Annotated in this window: 19 protein-coding genes; all 19 read left to right on the forward strand. The window is 37.8% G+C overall.

Features of this window, described 5'->3' with window-relative positions:
* Nucleotides 1-32 precede the first annotated feature (32 nt).
* Nucleotides 33-1,253 (forward strand): M16 family metallopeptidase, encoded by a 1,221-nt coding sequence (locus JNUCC74_RS08675; RefSeq protein ID WP_454067685.1) that lies wholly within the window; start codon nucleotides 33-35, stop codon nucleotides 1,251-1,253.
* Between the two features lie 109 nt (nucleotides 1,254-1,362).
* Complete coding sequence (locus tag JNUCC74_RS08680; RefSeq protein WP_077320465.1) at nucleotides 1,363-1,596, forward strand: YlmC/YmxH family sporulation protein; 234 nt, start codon at nucleotides 1,363-1,365, stop codon at nucleotides 1,594-1,596.
* 956 nt (nucleotides 1,597-2,552) lie between these two features.
* Nucleotides 2,553-3,425 (forward strand): dipicolinic acid synthetase subunit A, encoded by an 873-nt coding sequence (dpaA, locus tag JNUCC74_RS08685; protein WP_454067686.1) that lies wholly within the window; start codon nucleotides 2,553-2,555, stop codon nucleotides 3,423-3,425.
* Between the two features lie 41 nt (nucleotides 3,426-3,466).
* The gene (gene dpaB / locus JNUCC74_RS08690; protein WP_077320467.1) at nucleotides 3,467-4,057 is read left to right on the forward strand and encodes a dipicolinate synthase subunit B; all 591 of its coding nucleotides are present in this window, start codon (nucleotides 3,467-3,469) and stop codon (nucleotides 4,055-4,057) included.
* A gap of 62 nt (nucleotides 4,058-4,119) precedes the next feature.
* Entirely contained in the window at nucleotides 4,120-5,172 is a 1,053-nt protein-coding gene (gene asd, locus JNUCC74_RS08695) for an aspartate-semialdehyde dehydrogenase (protein WP_454067687.1), read from the forward strand.
* A gap of 10 nt (nucleotides 5,173-5,182) precedes the next feature.
* A complete protein-coding gene (dapG, locus tag JNUCC74_RS08700; RefSeq protein ID WP_454067688.1) occupies nucleotides 5,183-6,394 on the forward strand; it encodes an aspartate kinase in 1,212 nt (403 codons plus the stop codon).
* A gap of 40 nt (nucleotides 6,395-6,434) precedes the next feature.
* The gene (gene dapA, locus JNUCC74_RS08705) at nucleotides 6,435-7,310 is read left to right on the forward strand and encodes a 4-hydroxy-tetrahydrodipicolinate synthase (RefSeq protein ID WP_454067689.1); all 876 of its coding nucleotides are present in this window, start codon (nucleotides 6,435-6,437) and stop codon (nucleotides 7,308-7,310) included.
* Between the two features lie 484 nt (nucleotides 7,311-7,794).
* A complete protein-coding gene (locus JNUCC74_RS08710) occupies nucleotides 7,795-8,526 on the forward strand; it encodes a ClpP family protease (RefSeq protein ID WP_454067690.1) in 732 nt (243 codons plus the stop codon).
* Nucleotides 8,523-8,744, forward strand: coding sequence for a YlzJ-like family protein (locus JNUCC74_RS08715; protein ID WP_454067691.1), 222 nt, complete (start codon nucleotides 8,523-8,525; stop codon nucleotides 8,742-8,744). Before JNUCC74_RS08710 ends, JNUCC74_RS08715 begins: the two co-directional genes overlap by 4 nt.
* 770 nt (nucleotides 8,745-9,514) lie before the next feature.
* Nucleotides 9,515-11,794 carry a DNA translocase FtsK gene (locus JNUCC74_RS08720; protein ID WP_454067692.1) on the forward strand — a complete coding sequence of 760 codons (2,280 nt, stop codon included), beginning with the start codon at nucleotides 9,515-9,517 and terminating at the stop codon, nucleotides 11,792-11,794.
* A gap of 252 nt (nucleotides 11,795-12,046) precedes the next feature.
* A complete protein-coding gene (locus JNUCC74_RS08725) occupies nucleotides 12,047-12,772 on the forward strand; it encodes a GntR family transcriptional regulator (protein WP_077320474.1) in 726 nt (241 codons plus the stop codon).
* 128 nt (nucleotides 12,773-12,900) lie between these two features.
* Nucleotides 12,901-14,007 carry a BMP family lipoprotein gene (locus JNUCC74_RS08730; RefSeq protein ID WP_454067693.1) on the forward strand — a complete coding sequence of 369 codons (1,107 nt, stop codon included), beginning with the start codon at nucleotides 12,901-12,903 and terminating at the stop codon, nucleotides 14,005-14,007.
* Nucleotides 14,008-14,737: 730 nt separating this feature from the next.
* A complete protein-coding gene (locus tag JNUCC74_RS08735) occupies nucleotides 14,738-16,267 on the forward strand; it encodes an ABC transporter ATP-binding protein (protein ID WP_454067867.1) in 1,530 nt (509 codons plus the stop codon).
* Entirely contained in the window at nucleotides 16,264-17,313 is a 1,050-nt protein-coding gene (locus tag JNUCC74_RS08740; RefSeq protein ID WP_077320476.1) for an ABC transporter permease, read from the forward strand. Before JNUCC74_RS08735 ends, JNUCC74_RS08740 begins: the two co-directional genes overlap by 4 nt.
* Nucleotides 17,310-18,269: an ABC transporter permease gene (locus tag JNUCC74_RS08745; protein ID WP_454067694.1), complete on the forward strand. Its 960-nt coding sequence runs from the start codon at nucleotides 17,310-17,312 to the stop codon at nucleotides 18,267-18,269. Before JNUCC74_RS08740 ends, JNUCC74_RS08745 begins: the two co-directional genes overlap by 4 nt.
* 444 nt (nucleotides 18,270-18,713) lie before the next feature.
* Nucleotides 18,714-20,006 carry an EF-P 5-aminopentanol modification-associated protein YfmF gene (yfmF, locus tag JNUCC74_RS08750; protein ID WP_454067695.1) on the forward strand — a complete coding sequence of 431 codons (1,293 nt, stop codon included), beginning with the start codon at nucleotides 18,714-18,716 and terminating at the stop codon, nucleotides 20,004-20,006.
* Entirely contained in the window at nucleotides 19,999-21,282 is a 1,284-nt protein-coding gene (gene yfmH / locus JNUCC74_RS08755) for an EF-P 5-aminopentanol modification-associated protein YfmH (protein WP_454067696.1), read from the forward strand. Before yfmF ends, yfmH begins: the two co-directional genes overlap by 8 nt.
* Before the next feature lie 9 nt (nucleotides 21,283-21,291).
* On the forward strand, nucleotides 21,292-22,005 hold the full coding sequence (gene ymfI / locus JNUCC74_RS08760) for an elongation factor P 5-aminopentanone reductase (protein WP_454067697.1): 714 nt from the start codon (nucleotides 21,292-21,294) through the stop codon (nucleotides 22,003-22,005).
* A 78-nt stretch (nucleotides 22,006-22,083) separates the two neighbouring features.
* The gene (locus tag JNUCC74_RS08765; protein WP_077320481.1) at nucleotides 22,084-22,344 is read left to right on the forward strand and encodes a DUF3243 domain-containing protein; all 261 of its coding nucleotides are present in this window, start codon (nucleotides 22,084-22,086) and stop codon (nucleotides 22,342-22,344) included.
* Nucleotides 22,345-22,687: the final 343 nt, after the last annotated feature.

Here is a 22,687-nt window from a genome sequence, read left to right on the forward strand (position 1 = left end):
ATGTTATTTTGATAACATTAGGAGGATTTATAGTGATAGAAAAACATATATGTAAAAATGGTTTACGGATTGTTTTGGAACGAATTCCCGCAGTTCGATCCGTGACAATTGGAATTTGGGTACTAACAGGTTCTCGTAATGAAACAGACGAAGAAAATGGCATTTCTCATTTTCTAGAGCATATGTTTTTTAAAGGAACAAAGACACGCTCTGCTCAGGATATTGCAGAGCAATTTGATGCTATTGGTGGACATGTAAATGCATTTACATCAAAAGAATATACATGCTTTTACGCAAAAGTCGTGGATACACATAAAGAAACAGCTTTAGAAATATTAGCAGATATGTTTTTTAACTCTACCTTTGATGAAGTCGAAATGGAAAGGGAAAAAAAAGTAGTTTACGAAGAAATTAAAATGTACGAGGATACCCCTGACGACCTTGTCCATGATTTATTAGCAAGAGCTGCTTATGGAAAACATCCGCTTGGATTGCCTATTTTAGGGACAGAAGAGCATTTAGAAGCATTTACTAAAGAAAGATTAAGGAAGTATATGCATACTAGATATCATCCTGAGAATGTTGTCGTATCGGTAGCGGGAAATGTAGACGCTACTTTTATAAAAATGGTGGAAGATTACTTTGGGAGCTATCATTATGCTTCTACTCCTAGAACTATTACGGAACCCACATTTTTAAGTAAACGAATAGAGCGTTATAAGGACACCGAACAAGCTCATTTATGCTTAGGATATAATGGGTTACCCATAAATGATGAATATATTTATAGCTTGATTATTATGAACAATGTGCTTGGTGGGAGTATGAGTTCTCGACTGTTTCAGGATGTTAGGGAAAAACAGGGCTTAGCTTATTCCGTATTTTCCTATCATTCTTCATTTATGGATAGTGGGTTATTAACGATTTATGCAGGAACAGGCAAAGATCAATTAGAGAAATTAATTGATGTGATTCAAACAACAATTGATGATTTTATATTTAATGGTTTAACCGATCGAGAACTTGAAAATAGTAAAGAACAGCTAAAAGGGAGTTTATTATTAAGCTCCGAAAGTACAAATAGTCGGATGAGCAGAAACGGAAAAAATGAATTAATTCTAAAAGAACATCTTAGTTTAGATGAAATGGTAGAACTTATTGATGCAGTTAATCATTCATCCATACAGCATGTAATGGACATAGTATTTAAACAAGCACCTTCGATTGCATTAATTTCATCCGACTCTAAATAAGTGGTTAAAGAGATCAAACAAACCTATAACTTATTTGTAGAACCTATGGAAACATAGGTTTTTTTTAATTGCATATACATAGTAAAAAGAGAATGGGGGGTAGGCTTACTTGCGCTATAAGGAAATTAGTCGAAAAGAGATTGTCAATGTAAATGAAGGTTCAAGATTAGGAGTATTGGGGCAAACAGATTTAGAAATAAATGAAATGACCGGACAAATTGAATCATTTATTATTCCAAATTATAAATGGTTTGGTTTAAAAAAAGAAGCGGAAGAAACAAAAATTCGTTGGAGTGCGATTAAAAAGATTGGCGAGGATATGATAATAATCGATACGAAATAAGACTATCCAATTACGGTATAAAATAGCAGTGCTAGCTAGTACCTCCCTATTGGGTACTAGCTTTTTTCGTGTCTATACAAGTATATACATAGTGAATAACTTTTACGAAAAGCTAGATTGGGTTGTAAAGCTTAAGCGCTCGAGCGTCTAGCAAACTTCGATCTCCTCCCTAAGATAAGTCAACATCGGCTCGAACCTAAAGGAACACCGACTAAAAACCGGTGCCGCTCAGGCGTCGGCATACCCCTGCTGCAGGGCATGTTTCCTTTATCCCGAATGGATGGAGCTGTATTTCTTGCCTTTGAAAAATCCGCTTAAGATTTCACGAACTTTTATGACAGAAGCAGCTCCTAAATGCCCCATTCGTTTGAGTCGACAGGACAGAGGAGCTGCTTGAATAAACATCGCGATTTTTCAATGCTACGGCAGCAATACATCGCGGTTTTTCAAGGACAAGGAAAGCTTCGTCAGCGACACATCACCTTTTTCAAGGACGCCTGCGAACTTAGCCTTTGATCTATTGTTTCAAGAAGAAAAGCACCCCTTGAATCCAAGTTTCACTTTATCCCTGATATAAGGATCCGTATTTTTCTCATTTCAAAAATGTGCTAATGATGTTGCGAACATGATGAGATAAACGGGTCCTAAATCATCGATTCTTTACTTAACATTCAAGGAGAAAACTCCTTGAATGAAGTTTCACTTTATCTCGTCAGATGTGCTCCAGTTTGTACGTTGCTAACCGGTCGCTTGGCGACAAGCCAAGATTTTCTAATGTTTAGAGAGCATATAAAATAATTGTTCCTGTCTTACTTCCATAAACAACGATGTCAATCGTCGTATAAATGATTAATACTAGCTGAGTTTTCTTAAAACATAATCACTATCTTGTAATTAGCACATAAGCTATAAAGAAGTGTGATTCAAATTGGTACGTTTGGAGGGTGTTCACAAGTATGGAGCAAACAATTGCAGTTATTGGCGGAGATGCGCGTTATTTGGAATTAATTAGACAACTTCAAGCATCAGCAGATATAACGATTATACTTGTCGGTTTCGATAAGTTGGAGCAGGGGTTTACAGGTTTAAAACAAGTTACTATTCATGAAATTGATTCAAGGAATTTAGATGCTGTTATTTTACCAATTACAGGAACTGACATGGAAGGGCGTGTCGAACCGGTTTTTTCCGAAAAACCAATTTATCTTCCGATGGATTGGTTTCAAAAGCTTCGCAAATCCACGATTGTTTTTACTGGGATAACAAATGATTATTTAACAAAAGCGACGAAGAAGGCAAATATTAAACTAGTTCCATTATTAGATAGAGATGATGTTGCGATATATAACTCGATACCAACTGCAGAAGGTACGATTATGATGGCAATCGAACATACTGATTTCACGATTCATTCTTCACATGTTATGGTGGTTGGATTTGGTCGAGTAGGAAATACCGTAGCAAATAAATTCGCTGCATTGGGCGCAAAAGTGTCAGTTAGTGCAACTAAAGTGAAGGATTTAGCTCGAATTACTGAAATGGGGTTAACTGCCGTACCGCTACAGCAGTTAGCACAGCATATGGAAAATTGTGATCTTTTAATCAATACGATTCCTGCACAAGTCATTGGAAAGGAAGAGTTAAAACATCTCCCCTCACATGCCGTCATTATTGATCTAGCTTCTCGACCGGGAGGAACAGATTTCCAATATGCGAAGCAGCGTGGAATTAAAGCAATATTGGCTAAAAGTCTTCCGGGGATTGTAGCACCTAAAACAGCTGGAAAAATATTGGCAGATGTTATTAAACAACAATTAACTGCTATTTGATAAAAGATAACTTTTAAATATATCAATAGGAGGGTAATAAAATGAGTTTAGTAGGTAAACGAATTGGTTTTGGTTTGACGGGATCTCATTGTACGTATGATCAGGTTTTTCCACAAATGGAGCGTTTAATGGTGCTTGGAGCAGAAGTGGTTCCAGTAGTAACTTATACTGTACGAACAACTGACACGAAATTCGGAGATGCTCAAGATCATCTGGATAAAATTAAAGCCATAACAGGAAAAGAAATTATCACGACGATGCCTGAAGCAGAGCCATTAGGACCAAAAATGCCATTAGATTGTATGGTTGTTGCACCATTAACTGGAAATTCTTTAAGTAAGCTCGCGAATGCTTTGACTGACTCTCCTGTATTAATGGCGGCAAAAGCAACGATGCGGAATCAACGCCCAGTTGTAGTGGGCATCTCAACAAATGATGCACTTGGCTTAAATGGGGTAAACGTAATGAGGCTGATGGCTAGTAAATTCATTTATTTTATTCCATTTGGTCAAGACGATCCGTATAACAAGCCAAACTCACTTGTAGCTAAAATGGAGTTATTACCAGAAACTGTAGAATCGGCATTAAATTTTAAACAACTTCAGCCTGTTATTGTTCCTCACGAAGGCTAAACTATGGTAAAATTATAAGCTAGAAGTCTAATAAACTTGTTTTTTGAAGGGAGCAATCGGTAATGTCACAAAAATCAGCTTATAATGTAGCTGTCGTTGGAGCAACAGGTGCAGTTGGGCAAAAAATAATCGAGTTATTAGAAGAAAAAGATTTTCCAATAGATCAATTAAAGTTGTTGTCTTCAAAGCGATCAGCAGGTACGAAGAAAAAGTTTAAGCAACAGGAAGTCATTGTTGAGGAAGCAGTTCCAGAGAGTTTTACCGGAGTGGATATTGCTCTATTTTCAGCTGGAGGTTCCGTATCCAAAAAATTAGCTCCAGAGGCAGTAAAGCGTGGAGCAGTAGTTATTGATAATACAAGCGCCTATCGGATGGATGATTCTGTTCCATTGGTCGTTCCTGAAGTAAACAAAGCTGACTTAAAGCAGCATCAAGGAATTATTGCCAATCCGAACTGTTCAACGACCCAAATGGTAGCTGCTTTAAAGCCGCTTAAAGACGCTTTCGGCTTAAAACGCATCATTGTTTCTACCTATCAAGCTGTGTCCGGGGCTGGTAATGAAGCATGTGATGAGTTAACGAAGCAATCTCAGGACCATCTATCAGGGAAAGAGCTTCATGCAGAGCTTCTTCCAGTTAAAGGAGATAAAAAGCATTTTCCGATTGCATTTAATGCGCTGCCGCAAATTGATGTATTTCAAGATAATGGCTATACGTTTGAGGAAATGAAAATGATTAATGAGACCAAAAAAATCATGCACGCTTCTGAGTTGCCTGTAGCAGCAACTTGTGTAAGGCTTCCATTTTTCACTTCTCATGCGGAAAGTGTTTATATTGAAGTAGAAAAGGAAAATGTTACAGTGGAAGATGTATGGAAACAATTGGAGGGAGCTGACGGTCTTGTTTTGCAAGATAACCCTTCGGAACAGCTATACCCTACACCATTAACTGCCGCTGGAAAGGAAGAAGTATTTGTCGGTAGAGTTCGAAAAGATTTAGATTATAACAACGGTTTCCATTTATGGATTGTATCGGATAATTTATTAAAAGGCGCAGCTTGGAATACAGTTCAAATCGCTCAAGAATTAATTCAAAACAATTGGTTGCAACGATAGAGGTGTACGTATGGAAATACTCGTTCAAAAATTCGGCGGTACTTCTGTTCAGTCCGAAAAAAATCGAGAACATGTTATTAAACATATTAAAGATGCATTAGTAAAAGAATATAAATTAGTAGTTGTCGTTTCTGCTTTAGGGCGAAAACCAGACCCCTATGCAACTGATACACTGCTTGGACTTGTTGGCTTTCCGGCGAATAAAAATACGCCACGAGAATTGGATATGCTTATGTCCTGCGGTGAAATTATTTCATCGGTTGTTTTGTCCAATGAATTACAAAAGCATCATATTACTGCGACAGCTTTAACTGGCGCACATGCTGGTTTTATTACGACGGATGATTTCACTCAAGCAAAAATCAAAGAAGTAAAACCAGAACGAATTTTAAAAGAATTAGAAACCCATGATGTGGTAGTTGTTGCGGGGTTTCAAGGGGTAACAGAAGCTGGTGATATAACAACGATTGGCAGAGGTGGCAGTGATACAACAGCAGCAGCCTTAGGGGTCGCTTTAGCAGCTGAACGTATCGAAATATTTACCGATGTAAATGGGATTATGACCGCCGACCCGCGCGTTGTGGAAACGGCGAGACCTCTAGATGTAGTTACGTATTCGGAAATTTGTAATTTAGCATATCAAGGAGCTAAGGTGATTCATCCGCGCGCCGTAGAAATTGCCATGCAAGGAAAAATTCCGATGCGTGTAAGGTCAACATATTCGAAGGATGCAGGAACACTTGTTACTTCTTCCCGTGTAGAAGGGATGGATATAACAGATCGTTTAATTACAGGAATAGCACATATAGACTCCATTACGCAAATTCGGGTACAAACAAAAGAAGCAGAGTTTGGTATACAATCAGATGTGTTTAAGGCAATGGCAGAGGCAGGAATATCGGTTGATTTTATTACTATCTCACCAACCGAAGTGATCTATACTGTTCCGGATATTTATACAGAAAAGGCCGTACACATATTAGAAACACTAGGATTTCACCCAGAAATCACCGAAAATTGTGCTAAAGTTTCAGCGGTAGGTGCAGGAATGACTGGAGTTCCTGGTGTTGCCGCTAAAATCGTGCAAGCACTAACTGATGCAAATGTACAAATTCTTCAATCCGCAGACAGTCATACGACGATTTGGGTTCTAGTGCATGAAAAAGACTTAAAAATGGCTGTAAATGCATTACACGAAGCATTTGATTTAAGTCATGTGTAGAATTTTTAAAGAACAGAGAATAGAAAAAAGGTGATAAGGAATGAATTTTGGTCGAGTTTTAACCGCAATGGTTACACCATTTGATCATAAGGGCAACATTGATTATGACCAAACTAACGTACTCATTGAGCATTTGTTGAATAACGGAACAGATGGTTTAGTTGTTGCAGGTACAACAGGAGAGTCACCAACCTTAACAGCTGAGGAAAAGATTAGTCTCTTTCGTCATGTCGTAAAAACAGTGGATAAGCGAGTTCCTGTGATAGCGGGAACAGGGGGCAATAATACAAAAACTTCTATTGCTTTAACGAAAGAAGCAGAACGTTGTGATGTTGATGCAATTATGCTCGTTACACCTTATTATAATAAGCCAAATCAACGCAGTTTATATGAACATTTTAAGGTGATTGCAGAGGAAACGACTCGTCCAGTAATGCTTTACAATATCCCCGGCAGATCGATCGTAAATATAACTGCTGAAACAACGATCGCATTAAGCAAAATCGGTAATATTGTTTCCATTAAAGAGGCGAGTGGAGACCTTGATCAAATTGCAGAGATCGTTGAACGTACAGATGATGATTTTTCCGTTTATAGTGGCGATGACAGTATGACTTTGCCTATTTTATCAATTGGCGGTACCGGTGTTGTGTCTGTTGCCTCTCATATAATAGGAAATGAAATGAAGCAAATGGTAAACCTGTTTTATGATGGGAAGACACAACAAGCAGCTCAATTCCATCGTAAGCTCTTACCTGTAATGAAAGGATTGTTCAAAGCTCCTTCACCCTCTCCTGTAAAAGCAGCCTTACGCATAAAAGGAATGGATGTCGGAGGATTACGTTTACCACTTTTAGATTTAACACCGGAGGAGCGAGATGAATTAACTGTAATCATTGAAAATATCGGTAAGTAAAGCCGGTATTTTCTTTTTTTGCGCTCTAATAAAGATTGAAACTTAGCGAGTTAAATAATTTTAAGTGTACATATATGAATGAGGTAACTTTTTTTATTACAAGCTTGTCGTTATCCAAGTTTTCTTCTATTTGTCCCGCATGTAAGGTGCCGTAGACATCAAGATCTTGGGTGATACAAAGGGGGTCTAAGCGGTAGTTAACGGCACCTAAATGCCCGATTCGTTCTACTAACATTTCTTGGGAAAGGCATTCCAAGAAATGAAGTTTCACTTTATCCCGCATGTAAGGTGCCGTAGACATCAAGATCTTGGGTGATACAAAGGGGGTCTAAGCGGTAGTTAACGGCACCTAAATGCCCGATTCGTTCTACTAACATTTCTTGGGAAAGACATTCCAAGAAATGAAGTTTCACTTTATTTGCATGGCTATATTTATTTACGTCCATACTAAGAAAAGAATATCTTATGAGGAGAGTGTACGTAAATGAATAATAATGAGCCAGAGAAGCAAGAGGAGCAAGGTCAAGAGAATAATCCTTCTGCGTTAGTGCAAAAAATCCAACAGCTGGGGCAAACAAATGTACCACAGGTACCAGATTCAAATATTCATGTATTATCCATTATTGGGCAAGTAGAAGGTCATATTCAGTTACCTCCACAAAATAAAACGACCAAATATGAGCATTTATTGCCCCAATTAATTGCCATTGAACAAAATCCCAAAATAGAGGGACTGGTTATTTTACTAAATACAGTTGGTGGTGATGTAGAAGCAGGTTTAGCGTTATCAGAAATGATCGCATCTATTTCGAAGCCAACGGTCTCTATCGTACTTGGAGGAGGGCATTCTATTGGTGTACCAATTGCTGTAGCTGCCGATTACTCCTTTATTGCGCCAACAGCAACGATGACCATACATCCTATTCGCTTAACAGGGTTAGTAATTGGTGTTCCACAAACATTTGAATATTTGGATGAAATGCAAAACCGGGTAGTTGATTTTGTAGTTAATCATTCCCATATTTCGGAGAAAAAATTTAAAGACCTTATGTTTGCCAAAGGAAACTTAACACGTGATATTGGGACAAATGTGGTCGGAAAAGCTGCAGTAGAATATGGTTTGATCGATGGAGTAGGCGGTGTGAAAGAGGCGATGAAAAAAGTGAATGAAATGATTAAGGATAATGGAATGCAACAAGAGCAGGTGATTCAATGATGATTTTATATACTCCACTTGCGAATGAAGATATATTTCCGACTGATCAAGGTTTCGGAAATCGTCAAGTTGTATCCTACAATGGAAAATCGATGTATTGTGAAAAAAAAACAGATGGAACCTATGAAATCCTTCAGTTGTTATCTACAGATCCACAGGATTTTTTAAATCAGCAATTTTCACCAGGGACGATTATCTCTAAAGACGATAACCATTAATACTATCCCCTTAACTAATAGAGTGGAGGAGTTGCATCTTATGAAGCGGCTTCCACTCTATTTTAACGTTCAGCTAATAAAAAGATGTTCAAAAGGCCGGTACTCGCTACTCGAAACTACACCGCAATCAAACTTCGGCGTACAGGACATGCTAGTGTCTACACCTTAGTTGACCTTGATCCTTTTATTCTCTATTTAAACACGCACTTTAAAGAAAGACAAAGTGAAACGATATTCTAGTAGTTATTCTAGCTGTAGCTACGACAACTTTACTTATGTAAAGCAAGTCAATTACCATGTCTATGTGATATACTAGAATTATGCTGTAAGCTGTTTTTAACAGGGGCAGTTCATTGTGCGCGATACATAAAATGTTTGGTAAAAAACTATTGATTTGCTGTTTCTTGTAGTATCGTCAAGGAGTGTTTTTCTGCTCAAAAGAGTAGAACAAGGTTAAGTTCGCAGGCGTCCTTAAAAAATACTTTTTCTGTGTGCGTTGCCTATTAAGCAGTCTCTCTAGTCCTTGAACAAAAGGCGATGTGTCGCTGACGAAGCTTTCCTTGTTCTTAAAAAACCGCGAAGTATCCTGGCGTAGTCCTTCTTGTCCTTGAAAAATCGCGATGTTTATTTAAGCAGCTTTTCTGTCCTGTCGGCCCAAACGAGTGGGGAATTGAAGAGCTGTTATCTCCCACTTAGACATACTCTTGAAGTGGGAGACTTAAGGCACCTTAGATACGGGATAAAGTTGCCAAGATGATTGAGGTGAAAGTATGGCAAGAAAGAAAAAGAAGCGCAATACAAAACTAAAAAAACAGTTAAAACTAGAGTTACTCGGGCTGTTGCTTATTTTTTTGGGGATATTCGGAAGCGGCGCGAGTGCTATAAGTGATGGTGTTATACCAGGAGGTTTAGAACATTTATTTCGCTTCTTTTTAGGAATTTGGTATTTTATAGCATCTGTTCTCTTACTTATCACAGGGATAATTCTGGTTGTTAAACGAAAAGTACCTTATTTTATGACGAAACGACTTATTGGTTTTTATATTATTGTTTGTGGTGTATTGCTCTTAACGCATATCCAAATGTTTGATCAAGTAATAGCTGGCGAGAATAAAATATCCATTATTGGATCCACATGGGAGAATTATTCCTTATATTTGGATAAACAGCTTCCATCAGAATATTTAGGCGGTGGGATGGTCGGAGCATTATTATTAACCTTAGCCTACTATTTGTTTTCATTAATTGGAGCTAAAATTGTTGCTGTTTTCTCGATAATGATTGGCATCGTTTTTGTCACGGATTTATCGGTGGGTGATATTTTTTCTAAACTGCTGCAACGGATTTCAAGCTCTTTAAAGATTATGAAGACCTCACTGAAAAAGAAACAAACGAAACAGCGAGAAGTCCAAATAAATCAAGGTAATGTTAAGGAAAACGAGGAAGTTATAGAGGAACATCCAGTTGCTGAGCCGGTAATTCAGGACTTTACAGATCATACAATGAATCATGAACGACCAGCGGAACACGAGCATGAAATATCCAACATAGAACCGCAATCGAAGCGGTCTGATGATGAAGAATTAGAAAATATGCCGATGACCGAGGTGGAAAACTATGAATATGTGCTTCCATCCATGCAGTTACTGGCAGAACCTGCACATAATTCACAGTTACAGGAGAAATCAAAGATTCAGGAGACAGTCCGAAAATTAGAAAAAACATTTACAAGTTTTGGTGTAAAAGCACGGGTGACAAAAGTTCATGTTGGACCAGCTGTAACGAAGTATGAAGTATATCCCGGTACCGGTGTGAAAGTTAGTAAAATAGTAAGCTTGCATGACGATCTTGCTTTAGCCTTAGCAGCTAGAGATTTACGGATCGAAGCACCGATTCCAGGAAAATCTGCCGTAGGTATTGAGGTACCAAATCAAGAGATCGCAATGGTGTCATTACGAGAAGTATTAGATAGTATTGTTAATAAACAGGGCTCGAAGTTATTGTTTGCTCTTGGCAGAGATATTTCTGGAGAAGCGATCGTTGCTGAATTAAATAGGATGCCGCATTTGCTGATTGCCGGAGCAACCGGAAGCGGGAAAAGTGTTTGTGTAAACAGTATTATTACGACAATATTAATGCGGGCGAAACCACATGAAGTAAAGATGATGATGATCGATCCGAAAAAAGTAGAACTAAATGTCTATAACGGTATTCCACATCTGTTAGCACCTGTCGTAACAGATCCGAAAAAAGCTTCTCGCGCATTACAAAAGGTTGTAGCAGAAATGGAGAGGCGATACGATTTATTTTCCGACACAGGTACAAGAAATATTGAAGGGTATAATGAATATATTCGCAAATATAATAAGCGTACAGATGATAAACAACCTAATCTCCCGTATATTGTTGTGTTAGTAGATGAACTTGCCGACTTGATGATGGTTGCTTCTGCAGATGTTGAAGATGCGATTACAAGATTAGCACAAATGGCGCGGGCAGCAGGAATTCATTTAATTATTGCTACCCAGCGGCCGTCAGTTGATGTTATTACTGGGGTCATCAAAGCCAATATTCCTTCACGGATCGCCTTTAGTGTATCGTCCACTACCGATTCACGAACCATTCTTGATAGCGGGGGTGCTGAGAAACTTCTGGGACGAGGAGATATGCTGTTTTTACCAGTAGGAGCATCGAAACCTGTTCGTGTGCAAGGAGCTTTTCTATCTGATGAAGAGGTAGAACGTGTAGTAAATCATTGTATTGAACAGCAAAAGGCCTCCTATCAGGAAGAAATGATACCTGAAGAGCCTAGTGAAATGTTAGATGAAGTGGATGATGAATTATATGATGATGCGGTACAATTAATTACGGAGATGCAAACTGCCAGCGTATCCATGCTGCAACGTCGGTTCCGAATTGGTTATACACGCGCAGCTAGATTAATAGACGCAATGGAATTACGAGGAATTGTTGGACCATATGAAGGAAGTAAACCTCGTAAAGTGTTAGTTAGTCAGCAGACAGACGAACAATCTCATTCCATCAATTAGAAGATACAATCATTAAAATGAGCAGCAAAAAGCTAGCAAATTAAAACTGGCTTTTTGCTGTTTTTAATTGGTTGCGAAATAGTACTTTTGTTAAAGTTATGTCGATTATTATCAAAATAGAAGAACGTATTTCGAAATTTGTGCGCTAGCTATTTATTTATGTATCTATCCATGCTATGATAAGGATAATAAGCTGTTATACGTCAGAGGTCAGATTACTGTTTGTAACAAAAGGGAGTTGGAGGGATAATTTTGTCGATTAAGAGTGATTCGAGACATTTATACTTACAAGTAATTGATCAGATAAAAAAAGATATTGAAAATGGAGTATATAAAGAGAACGAAAAGCTTCCCTCTGAATTCCAGCTTGCAAAGCTGCTAGGAGTCTCTCGAGCAACATTACGTGAAGCACTTCGCATTTTAGAGGAAGATAATATTGTTACTAGAAGACATGGTGTTGGTACATTTGTAAATCCCAAACCTGTTTTTTCATCAGGAATTGAACAGCTTACAAGTGTTACATACATGATCGAACAATCAGGAAAAAAAGCTGGTACAAAATACTTGTTTACAGATATTCAAGAAGCCTCTGATAAAGATAAAAGCAAGTTTGCGCCAAGAGCGGTAGATAAATTAGTGAAGATTGAACGCGTTCGGACCGCCGATGGGGAACCTGTTGTTTTTTGTATTGATAAAATTCCGGAAGATGTCATTCCTATTGATCGTGTACGTCAGGCAGACTCTTTTTTTAAGTTAATGGAGGATTATGCGAATAAACGTGTAGCATATGCAGTGACTTACATTGAGCCACTTGGGTATCATGAACGAATTTATACTATTTTAAATTGTCGCCCTGATCAACCGCTTTTATTATTAAAGCAAATGCACTATACAGGTGAGGATGAAGCGGTTTTATACTCAGCTAACTATTTTCGTTCCGACATGTTTCGTTTCCATGTTTTACGAAAGCGCACGTAAAACATGGTTAGCAATAAAATGAAATCGCTTACCTTAGCTGTTGTTTTAGGAGGTGATGAAGCGGAAATTGGATTTTGATGTTCGGATTTGCATGAAAGTAGTCAAATTATTTAAAGGGGGTTATTCGTTTGGAAAAGTCAAAGCATGTTTTATTGTTAGCTTTCGTTCTTAGCTTGGGTTTCATATTAGTAGCCTGCGGTAGCTCAGAGACTAATAAATCAAATAATGATAAAAGCGGAGAAGCAGGTGGCGACGACAAATCAAAAGATTATTCCGCTGCCTTAGTTACAGATGAGGGCGGAGTAGATGACAAATCGTTTAACCAATCCGCTTGGGAAGGATTGCAAGCGTGGGGTAAAGAACAAGGCCTATCTAAGGGAAAAGGTTTTGATTACGCACAGTCAGATAATGAGTCCGATTATTTACCTAACCTTACACGTTTAACAAAAGATGGTTATGATTTAATTTTTGGTGTTGGATATTTACTTCAAGACGCCATAACAAAAGTTGCTAAACAAAATCCAGATACTAATTATGCGATTGTTGATACTGTTGTTGAAGCACCGAATGTGGCGAGCCTCACTTTTTCTGAACATGAAGGATCTTTTTTAGCAGGAATTGCAGCAGCGATGAAAACGAAAACCGACAAGCTTGGCTTTGTTGGTGGAGTTGATTCCGATCTAATTACCAAGTTTGAAGCCGGGTTTGTGGCAGGTGCAAAATCTGTCAAACCTGATATTAAAGTAGATATTCAATACGTAGGTGATTTTAGTTCAGCAGCGGATGCTAAGCTAATTGCTACACGGATGTATAAGGATGGTACAGACATTATTTATCATGCAGCAGGAGCAGCAGGTAATGGCGTGTTTGCTCAAGCAAAAGATTTGAAAAAAAATGCACCTGAAAAAGAAATTTGGGTCATTGGTGTCGACCGGGATCAGCATGATGAAGGAAAAATTGGCGAACATAATGTGACGTTTACATCCATGGTAAAACGCGTTGATTTATCTGTTGAAAAAGTAAGTAATCTGGGCATTGAAGGTAAATTCCCAGGTGGTGAAATTTTGGAATTCGGCTTAGAAGATGACGGGGTTTTCCTTGCCCCAACAAACGAGGATGCTTATACCGAAGAAATTAAGGAAAAAGTAGAGGAATGGAAAGAAAAAATTGCCAATGGTGATATAGAAGTTCCCAAAACACGTGATGAATTAAAGAAATTTGAAGAATCATTATAAAAAATTTACAAGAAATGGTAATGTGACTATCGTTTATGCACTATCCATTACTTCATCACAAAATAGAAGGCAGCTTGTTGTATAACCGTTACTACAACATGATTGAAATAAGCTAAAAGTTTTAACTTCAGTAACTATAAAGAAATAAACCCAATCTTTTTTCTATCTTTTCTATAAAAAGAGGCTGGAAATAGCCAGCCTCTTTTTTCAAGATAAGAAAGTATAAAATGATGTGCTTATGGATAGCGAAATAACTGACTAGTCACGTCCGGCTCTATCCGCCCAGCAACGATGTGACTTCACGAAATCGCCCTACGATAAGTCATCAACGGTTCGTCACTAAGAGGAAGGCCGACTAAAAACAGGGCTTGCTGCCCAGACGTCAGCATACCCCTGTTTTAGTGGAATGATTCCTTTATCCCGCATGTAACTTGCAGTAAGACCTCCACTTCCATGCTAGAGGAAAAAATTAGGAAGTTAGGTGGGAGGATCTAACTGCAAGTAAATGCTCGATTCGTTCAGCTAACACTTCTTGGGAAATGTGTTCCAAGAAATGAAGTTTCACTTTTATCTCGTTTGATTCGTTCCATTCACTACGTTGCTAAACGGGCGCTTCCGCCTTTGTTCATAAGTCTACGGATCAGCGAAAGTCAAGGCTAACTTACTTAAAAAACTGTAATTGATGTAACCTAAAATTTGCTTTCGGCAGCAAAGGAGTTGATGCTAATTGGTGGATTATGTAATAGAGATGCTGCATATTCGTAAAGAATTCCCTGGGATAGTTGCAAATGATGATATCACTATTCAGTTGAAAAAAGGTGAAATCCATGCCTTATTAGGTGAAAATGGTGCTGGAAAATCGACCTTAATGAACGTATTGTTTGGACTCTATCAGCCAGAGCAAGGAGAGATTCGTGTAAAAGGGAAAAAAGTTAATATCACCAACCCAAATGTAGCTAATGATTTAGGCATTGGGATGGTACACCAGCATTTTATGTTAGTGGAGACGTTTACGGTTACGCAAAATATTATTCTTGGGAATGAACCGACGAAACATGGTCGAGTTAATATTAAGGAAGCTGAAGAAGAAGTTCAAAAATTATCCGACAAATATGGATTACGAGTAGATGCAACCGCGAAAATCAGCGATATTTCCGTCGGCATGCAACAGCGTGCTGAAATATTGAAAACACTCTATCGTGGGGCAGAAGTACTCATCTTTGATGAGCCGACTGCTGTATTAACTCCTCAAGAAATTACTGAACTTATGCAAATTTTTAAAACTTTAATTGCAGAAGGAAAATCGATTATTCTGATAACACATAAATTAAAAGAAATTATGCAAATATGCGATCGCTGTACTGTAATTCGTAAAGGTAAAGGCATTGGTACAGTTAATGTGGCAGATACAAATGTGAAGGAACTAGCATCCTTAATGGTAGGTAGAGATATCTCGTTTCAAGTTGATAAACAACCTGCTAAACCAAAGCAAACGGTACTGGAAATAAATGATCTCGTTGTCAAGGATAGTAGAAAGATAGATAGGCTAAAGGGATTGGAATTATCTGTTCGCGCTGGAGAAATCGTCGGAATTGCCGGAGTTGATGGAAATGGTCAATCTGAATTAATTGAAACAATTACTGGGTTAAGAAAAGCAAATGCAGGAAAAATTCTCTTGAATAATAAAGATATAACCAATCTATCTCCTCGAAAAGTAACAGAAAGTGGAATAGGACATATTCCTCAAGATCGACATAAATATGGTCTTGTTCTCGACTATTCGATCGGTGAGAACATCGTATTACAAACGTATTATAAACGACCATTTTCTAAATATAAAATTTTAAATTATAAGCAAATTTTTAGTAAAGCTGAACAATTAATTGCTGAATATGATGTGAGAACACCAACTGTATATACGAAAGCACGTGCACTGTCCGGGGGAAATCAACAAAAAGCAATTATCGCCAGGGAAATTGATCGCTCTCCTGATTTATTAATCGCTGCCCAGCCGACTAGAGGTCTTGATGTTGGCGCCATTGAATTTATCCATCGAAAACTCATTGAAGAACGCGATAAAGGGAAAGCAATTTTATTAATATCATTTGAATTAGATGAAATTTTAGATGTAAGCGATCGAATTGCGGTTATTTATGATGGAAAAATTGTTGCTGATATAAAGCCTGAGGAGACAAATGAACAGCATTTAGGTCTCTTGATGGCTGGAAGTGGACATGAAAAGGTAGGCGAGAGCTCATGATGACAAATAAATGGTTTAATATTCTTGTTCCGATTTTCTCTGTCTTTACCGGACTTTTATCAGGAGCAATTATTATGCTGTTATTTGGCTATAATCCGATACAAGGCTATATCGCATTATTCCAAGGCGCATTTGGTGATCCCTACTTTTTTGGTGAAACAATTCGCCAGACTACTCCATATATTTTCACCGGTTTAGCCATCGCTTTTGCTTTTCGGGCAGGACTATTTAATATTGGAGCAGAAGGTCAAGTTATTGTTGGTTGGCTTGCTGCAGTATGGGTTGGTACAACCGTGGACGCACCCATGTATATTCACCTTCCTTTAGCTTTATTAGTAGCTGCACTAGCTGGAGCATTATGGGGACTGATTCCAGGTTTGTTGAAAGCTAGTTTAGGAGTACATGAAGTAATTGTGACTATCATGCTGAATTATGTTGCTTTATATAGTACCAATGCTATTATTCGTAATGTGTTAACAGAGAGTGCAGACAAAACAGACATGATTGCACCTACAGCTTCACTGGCATCCGCTTGGCTAGAAAATTTAACCTATTTTTCCCGCATGCATTATGGGATTTTTCTTGCAGTGATTGCAGCAGTTGTCATGTGGTTTATCATCGATCGAACCAATCTTGGCTTTGAGTTAAAGGCGGTTGGTTATAACCGTCATGCTTCTAAATATGCAGGAATGAGTGTGAAGCGGAATATTATTTTAGCTATGATCATCTCCGGAGCCTTTGCCGGCTTAGCTGGTTCTATGGAAGGTTTAGGAACGTATGGAAATATGACTGTTAGCTCAGGCTTTTCCAATCTTGGCTTTGACGGAATTGCAGTGGCGTTATTAGGAGCAAATAATGCAATAGGAGTAATATTAGCGGCACTTTTATTTGGTGCTCTTAAGGTTGGGGCTTTAAATATGCCAACTCAAGCCGGAGTTCCCAATGAACTAGTGGATATCATTATCGCGCTGATCATTTTCTTTGTTGCATCAAGCTATCTCATTCGTTGGATTATACTTCGCTTTAAAGGGAGGGAAAATAAATGAGTTTCATTGAATTATTACAATCCATTATCCCAACCGCACTTTTTTATTCAGCACCACTCATTTTTACAGCTCTTGGCGGTGTATTTAGCGAGCGATCTGGAGTGGTTAATATTGGTCTTGAAGGATTAATGGTCATGGGTGCTTTTGTTGGTATTGTGTTTAACCTTACTTTTGCTGAAGTATTTGGTGCATGGACCCCTTGGGTATCCATTATCGTCGCAATGTTTTTTTCTGCGCTTTTTTCTGTTATCCATGCAGTAGCATCCGTATCCCTTTATGCAGACCAGGTCGTAAGCGGAGTAGCAATTAACTTTTTAGCATTAGGACTTGGTGTGTTTTTAACAAAGCAATGGTATGATAAAGGTCAAACTGATATGGTCACACAACCATTTTTCACAACGGATATTCCAATATTAGCAGATATTCCAATTATTGGAGAGATATTCTTTAAAGGAATTTATACCATCTCATATATTGCGATTATCTTGGCATTTATTGCATGGTATATTTTATATAAAACGCCATTCGGATTACGACTGCGTGCAGTAGGGGAACATCCAATGGCAGCAGATACGAATGGAATCAATGTATATCGTCTGCGTTATATTGCAGTAATTATTTCTGGAGCAATGGGAGGTTTAGGCGGGTCTGTATTTGCCTTAACGATTGCTTTAAATTTTTCCCATGCAACTATTGTTGGTCAAGGATTTATGGCGTTAGCAGCTGTTATCTTTGGAAAATGGCATCCTCTAGGTGCAATGGGAGCCGCTTTATTCTTTGGTTTTGCCCAAAGTTTAAGTGTGATCGGTGCGGGGATTCCGTTATTAGCTGATGTACCGCAAGTATTTTTACTTATTGCTCCATACGTATTAACAATATTAGCGCTAGCTGGATTTATCGGTCGTGCAGAAGCACCAAAAGCGAATGGTGTACCTTATGTGAAAGGTAGTCGATAATCAGGAACAATGTGCAAGCGCCTTGGTCAGCTTAACAAGTGTTGAAACTTCAAGGAGGAGACTGCCTGTAATCGTAGAGGAGTGAAGCGATCTCGAGGGGTTAAGCAATGAATATAGATATTTTGAAAAAATTTATCCCGCATGTAAGGTGCCGTAAGACTTCTACTTCAAGAGTGTAGGCAATACAAAGAAGGCAAAGTGTTGAGAAAACGGCACCTAAATGCCCGATTCGTTCAAGGGCCTTTAGGTCATACCCTTGTGGTACTAACATTCCGTGGAAAAAGCGTTCCACGGAATGAAGTTTCACTTTATACTTTCCTAAGCAGTAAAAAACTGGTTTGCGTGTAAAAGTCGCAAGTCAGTTTTTTTTGCTTTATAATGGATGACGAATGGAAAAATAGTGCAGAATAGACAAAAGCATTGAATTGATAAAGGAGGATTCGAATGGAGAAAATAACTGAAACAATAAAACAAACAAATGGAACCTATTTTCATTATATCCCTACTAAAAAGTATAAAACGGTTACGGTAGTGGTGAAGTTAAAGGCACCGTTACAAAAAAAAACGATAACGAAACGAGCGCTTCTTCCATATGTTTTAAGGCAAGGAACAAAGCGGTATCCGACAAAGCAGGAATTTCAACTGAAATTAGATGAACTGTATGGGGCATCCATATCTTTAGATGGTGCGAAAAAAGGAGAGAACCATATTATTAGTTTGCGTTTGGAAATTGCAAATCAGAAGTTTTTGCAGGACAACCCGCCGATATTAACTCAAGGATTAAACTTACTACATGATGTACTATTTGACCCAAATAGTGATGGCACTCAATTTGCATCAAGCGTTTTTAATCGGGAAAAGGAAACATTGAAACAAAAAATCCTTTCTTTAAAAGATGACAAAATGAGTTATGCAAACATGCGCTTAATTGATGAAATGTGCAAAGGGGAAGCTTATCAGCTACATGTACATGGATATATGGATGAGTTGGAAACGATCACTTCGAAAAGCTTATACGCTTATTACCAACAGATGATTCATGAAGATAGAATGGATATCTATATACAAGGTGATTTACCTTTAAATAGAATGAAAGAAATAGCATCCATTTTCGAACTCACGCCAAATGCAGACCGCAATCAAATTCATCGAGAAGCCAGTCGTTCCATAGTAGAGAAGTCGCCAAAGCAAGTGATTGAAACAGACCAGATTCAACAAGCAAAGCTACATATTGGTTATCGAACAAATGTAACGTTCGGTCAGCCGGAATATTATGCACTGCATGTATTCAATGGCATTTTTGGCGGATTTCCAAGCTCAAAGTTGTTTAAGAATGTTAGAGAAAAAAATAGTCTTGCTTATTATGCTGCTTCTCGGCTTGAAAGTCATAAAGGGTTATTACTTGTCTTTAGCGGTATTGCTCCAAAAGATTTCGAAAAGGCAAGAGATATTATAAAGAATCAAATGACTGCAATGAAACAGGGTGATTTTACTAGTCATCAGATAGAAGAAGCTAAAGCACAAATTACGAACCAATTACTGGAAACATTAGACCATCCACAAGGAACGATAGAGTTTTTATACCAACAGGTATTAGCTGATAAACAAATAAACCCGATCGACTTTATTGAACGGATAAAACAAGTAACAAAGGAAGAAGTTGTTGCTGTTAGTAAAAAACTACAAGAAGATACGACATATTTATTAACGTCAGAGAAAGGGGATTCCCATGAATAAACATACGTATCAAGATATCGGGGAGACATTATATACAGAAAAACTGGATAATGGACTTACAGTTTGTCTCTTACCAAAGCAAGAGATGGCCAAGACACATGCACTGTTTACAACCAACTATGGCTCGATTGATTTGCATTTCACACCAATTGGAAAAGATGAAGCAGTGACTGTACCTGAAGGTGTTGCTCACTTTTTAGAGCATAAACTATTTGAAAGTGAGCAAGGGGATGTTTTTTATGACTTCTCGAAACAAGGCGCTTCAGCCAATGCGTATACATCATTTACCAAAACAGCTTATTTATTTACAGCTACAGATCATATTGAAAAAAATGTGGAAACACTGATTGACTTTGTACAGGATCCTTATTTTACCGAAGAATCTGTAGAAAAGGAAAAAGGGATTATTGCGCAAGAAATCAAAATGTATGATGATCAGCCAGAGTGGCAAGCGTTTATGGGAACGATCAAAGCGATGTTCCAAAACCACCCGATAAATGTTGATATTGCTGGTACCGTTGAGTCCATTTATCAAATTACAAAGGATGATTTATATACGTGCTATCATACATTTTATCATCCGGAAAATATGATTTTATTTATTACCGGGAATTTTAATCCCAAACAAATGATGGAATTAATTAAAGTAAATCAGGCCAAAAAGAAGTTTGACCGAATGGAGCAATTACGCAGGAAGTTTCCTGAAGAACCTAAAAAAGTGGCTATGAAAGAAAAACAAATAACGATGCCTGTATCCATTCCGAAATGTACGGTTGGTATTAAAGGTGCTTTCAACGAAAATTCACCTGACTTGGTTTTGAAAAATGATCTATTGCAAGATATGTTAATGGATTATTATTTTTCAAAAGGCGGCCCATATTATCAAGAATTGTACAATAAACAACTCATTGATGACAGCTTCTTCTATGAGACCAATATCGATCGTGATTTTGGTTATGTTTTAATTGGTAGCAATACAAGAAGCCCACAGGAATTTGCCAAAAGACTCAAGGAAATGCTGCTTCAGATTCAAGAGGGAGAATTAAGTGAAGCAACATTCCAACGCATCAAAAAGAAAAAGATCGGACAACTATTACGTATGATGAATCGCTTGGAAACAATAGCTAATTCCTATACCCATTATTACTTACTGGGTATTGATTTCTTCCAGCTGTTGCCTACTGTTAGAACCCTTACGTTGCAAGATGCCAAACAATTTATGGAAAATTGGATAGCTGACGAGCGCTTAGCAGTATGCACTATAGCAGCGGAGTAATGAAAGATAATGGGGAAAAATATCTTAATTGTTGGTGCAAGCGGTGATATTGGGACAGCAATAGCTCGCCAATTACTAGAAGCAGGCCATCAGCTATTGCTTCATTATCACACGAATAAACAAATAGTCAACGAACTTTGTAAAGAGCATGGGGAAGCTATTTTGGCTATTTATCAAGCGGATTTAAGCAACGAGCAAGACTGTAAACGATTTTTGAAAATGCTCGAAATATCAATAGATGGGATTGTATTTGCTAGCGGTAAAGCTTATTATGGGCTATTTCAGGAAACTTCAGAAACTACAATGGATGAAATGATCCAGCTATATGTAAAATCTCCCTGGTTAATTACAAAGCAACTTCTGCCAAAAATGATTTCCAAACAAACAGGAACGATTCTATTTATTACGTCAATATGGGGAGAGCAAGGAGCAAGTAATGAAGTTGTATATTCAGCTGTAAAAGGTGCACAAAACAGCTTTGTAAAAGCGCTGGCAAAAGAAGTAGCTCCATCTGGAATTTCTGTAAATGCGATAAGTCCGGGATTTATTGACACAAAAATGAACGGTCATTTATGCGAGAAAGAAAGAGCAGCCATTTTTAAAGAGATTCCCCAAAATAGAGCGGGAACTCCAGATGATATTGCTTATATGGCAAGGTTTTTATTTTCTAATGAGAGCAGCTATATTCAAGGAGCAATTATCGATATTACAGGTGGATGGTAATTTTACTCCTTCTGATATGCATAAACTAGAAAATAACTCAAATACTAGGTGTGTATAAACTAGAAGGAGGAGAAGTAAATGTCTGTTTTAGATAATTTTGATTCATGGAAAAGCTTTTTAGCAAATAAGTTAAACCAAGCTCAGCAACAAGGTATGAGTAATCAAACGATTCAAAATGTAGCTCATGAAGTTGGTGATTACCTATCTAAAAATGTTGATGCAAAAAATAAAGAAGAAGCAGTATTGCGTGATTTATGGAATTCTGCATCTGAACAAGAACAACAAGCTATTGCCAATGCAATGGTTAAATTTGTCCAAAGCCAAGGTAATCAGCAGTAAGATAGAAGCAAGTTCTGTGGATATATACTTATTACGTAAAGCCCACTAAATTATATCCCATATTCTTCTGACAACTCATATTCGGGTAGAATTTCCATTTTTCCTGTCTTGTTCAACGTTCAAGCGGTAGGAATCATACCCTAATTGTCGGTTGTGTAATACATTACTTCTGGTTATTTCTCTTTGGAATTATTATTCTTCACAAATATCGATAAATAATTGTGAATTAAAAAAAGGAAGCTGTTTCGTGATTGGAACGGCTTCTTTTTGTTCTATTATAGGAAAGTCTAATTAGGCCTTATTCCGCATGTAAGGTGCCGTAAGACTCCTGCTTCAAGACCTG

This window comes from Cerasibacillus sp. JNUCC 74, assembly GCF_053667775.1.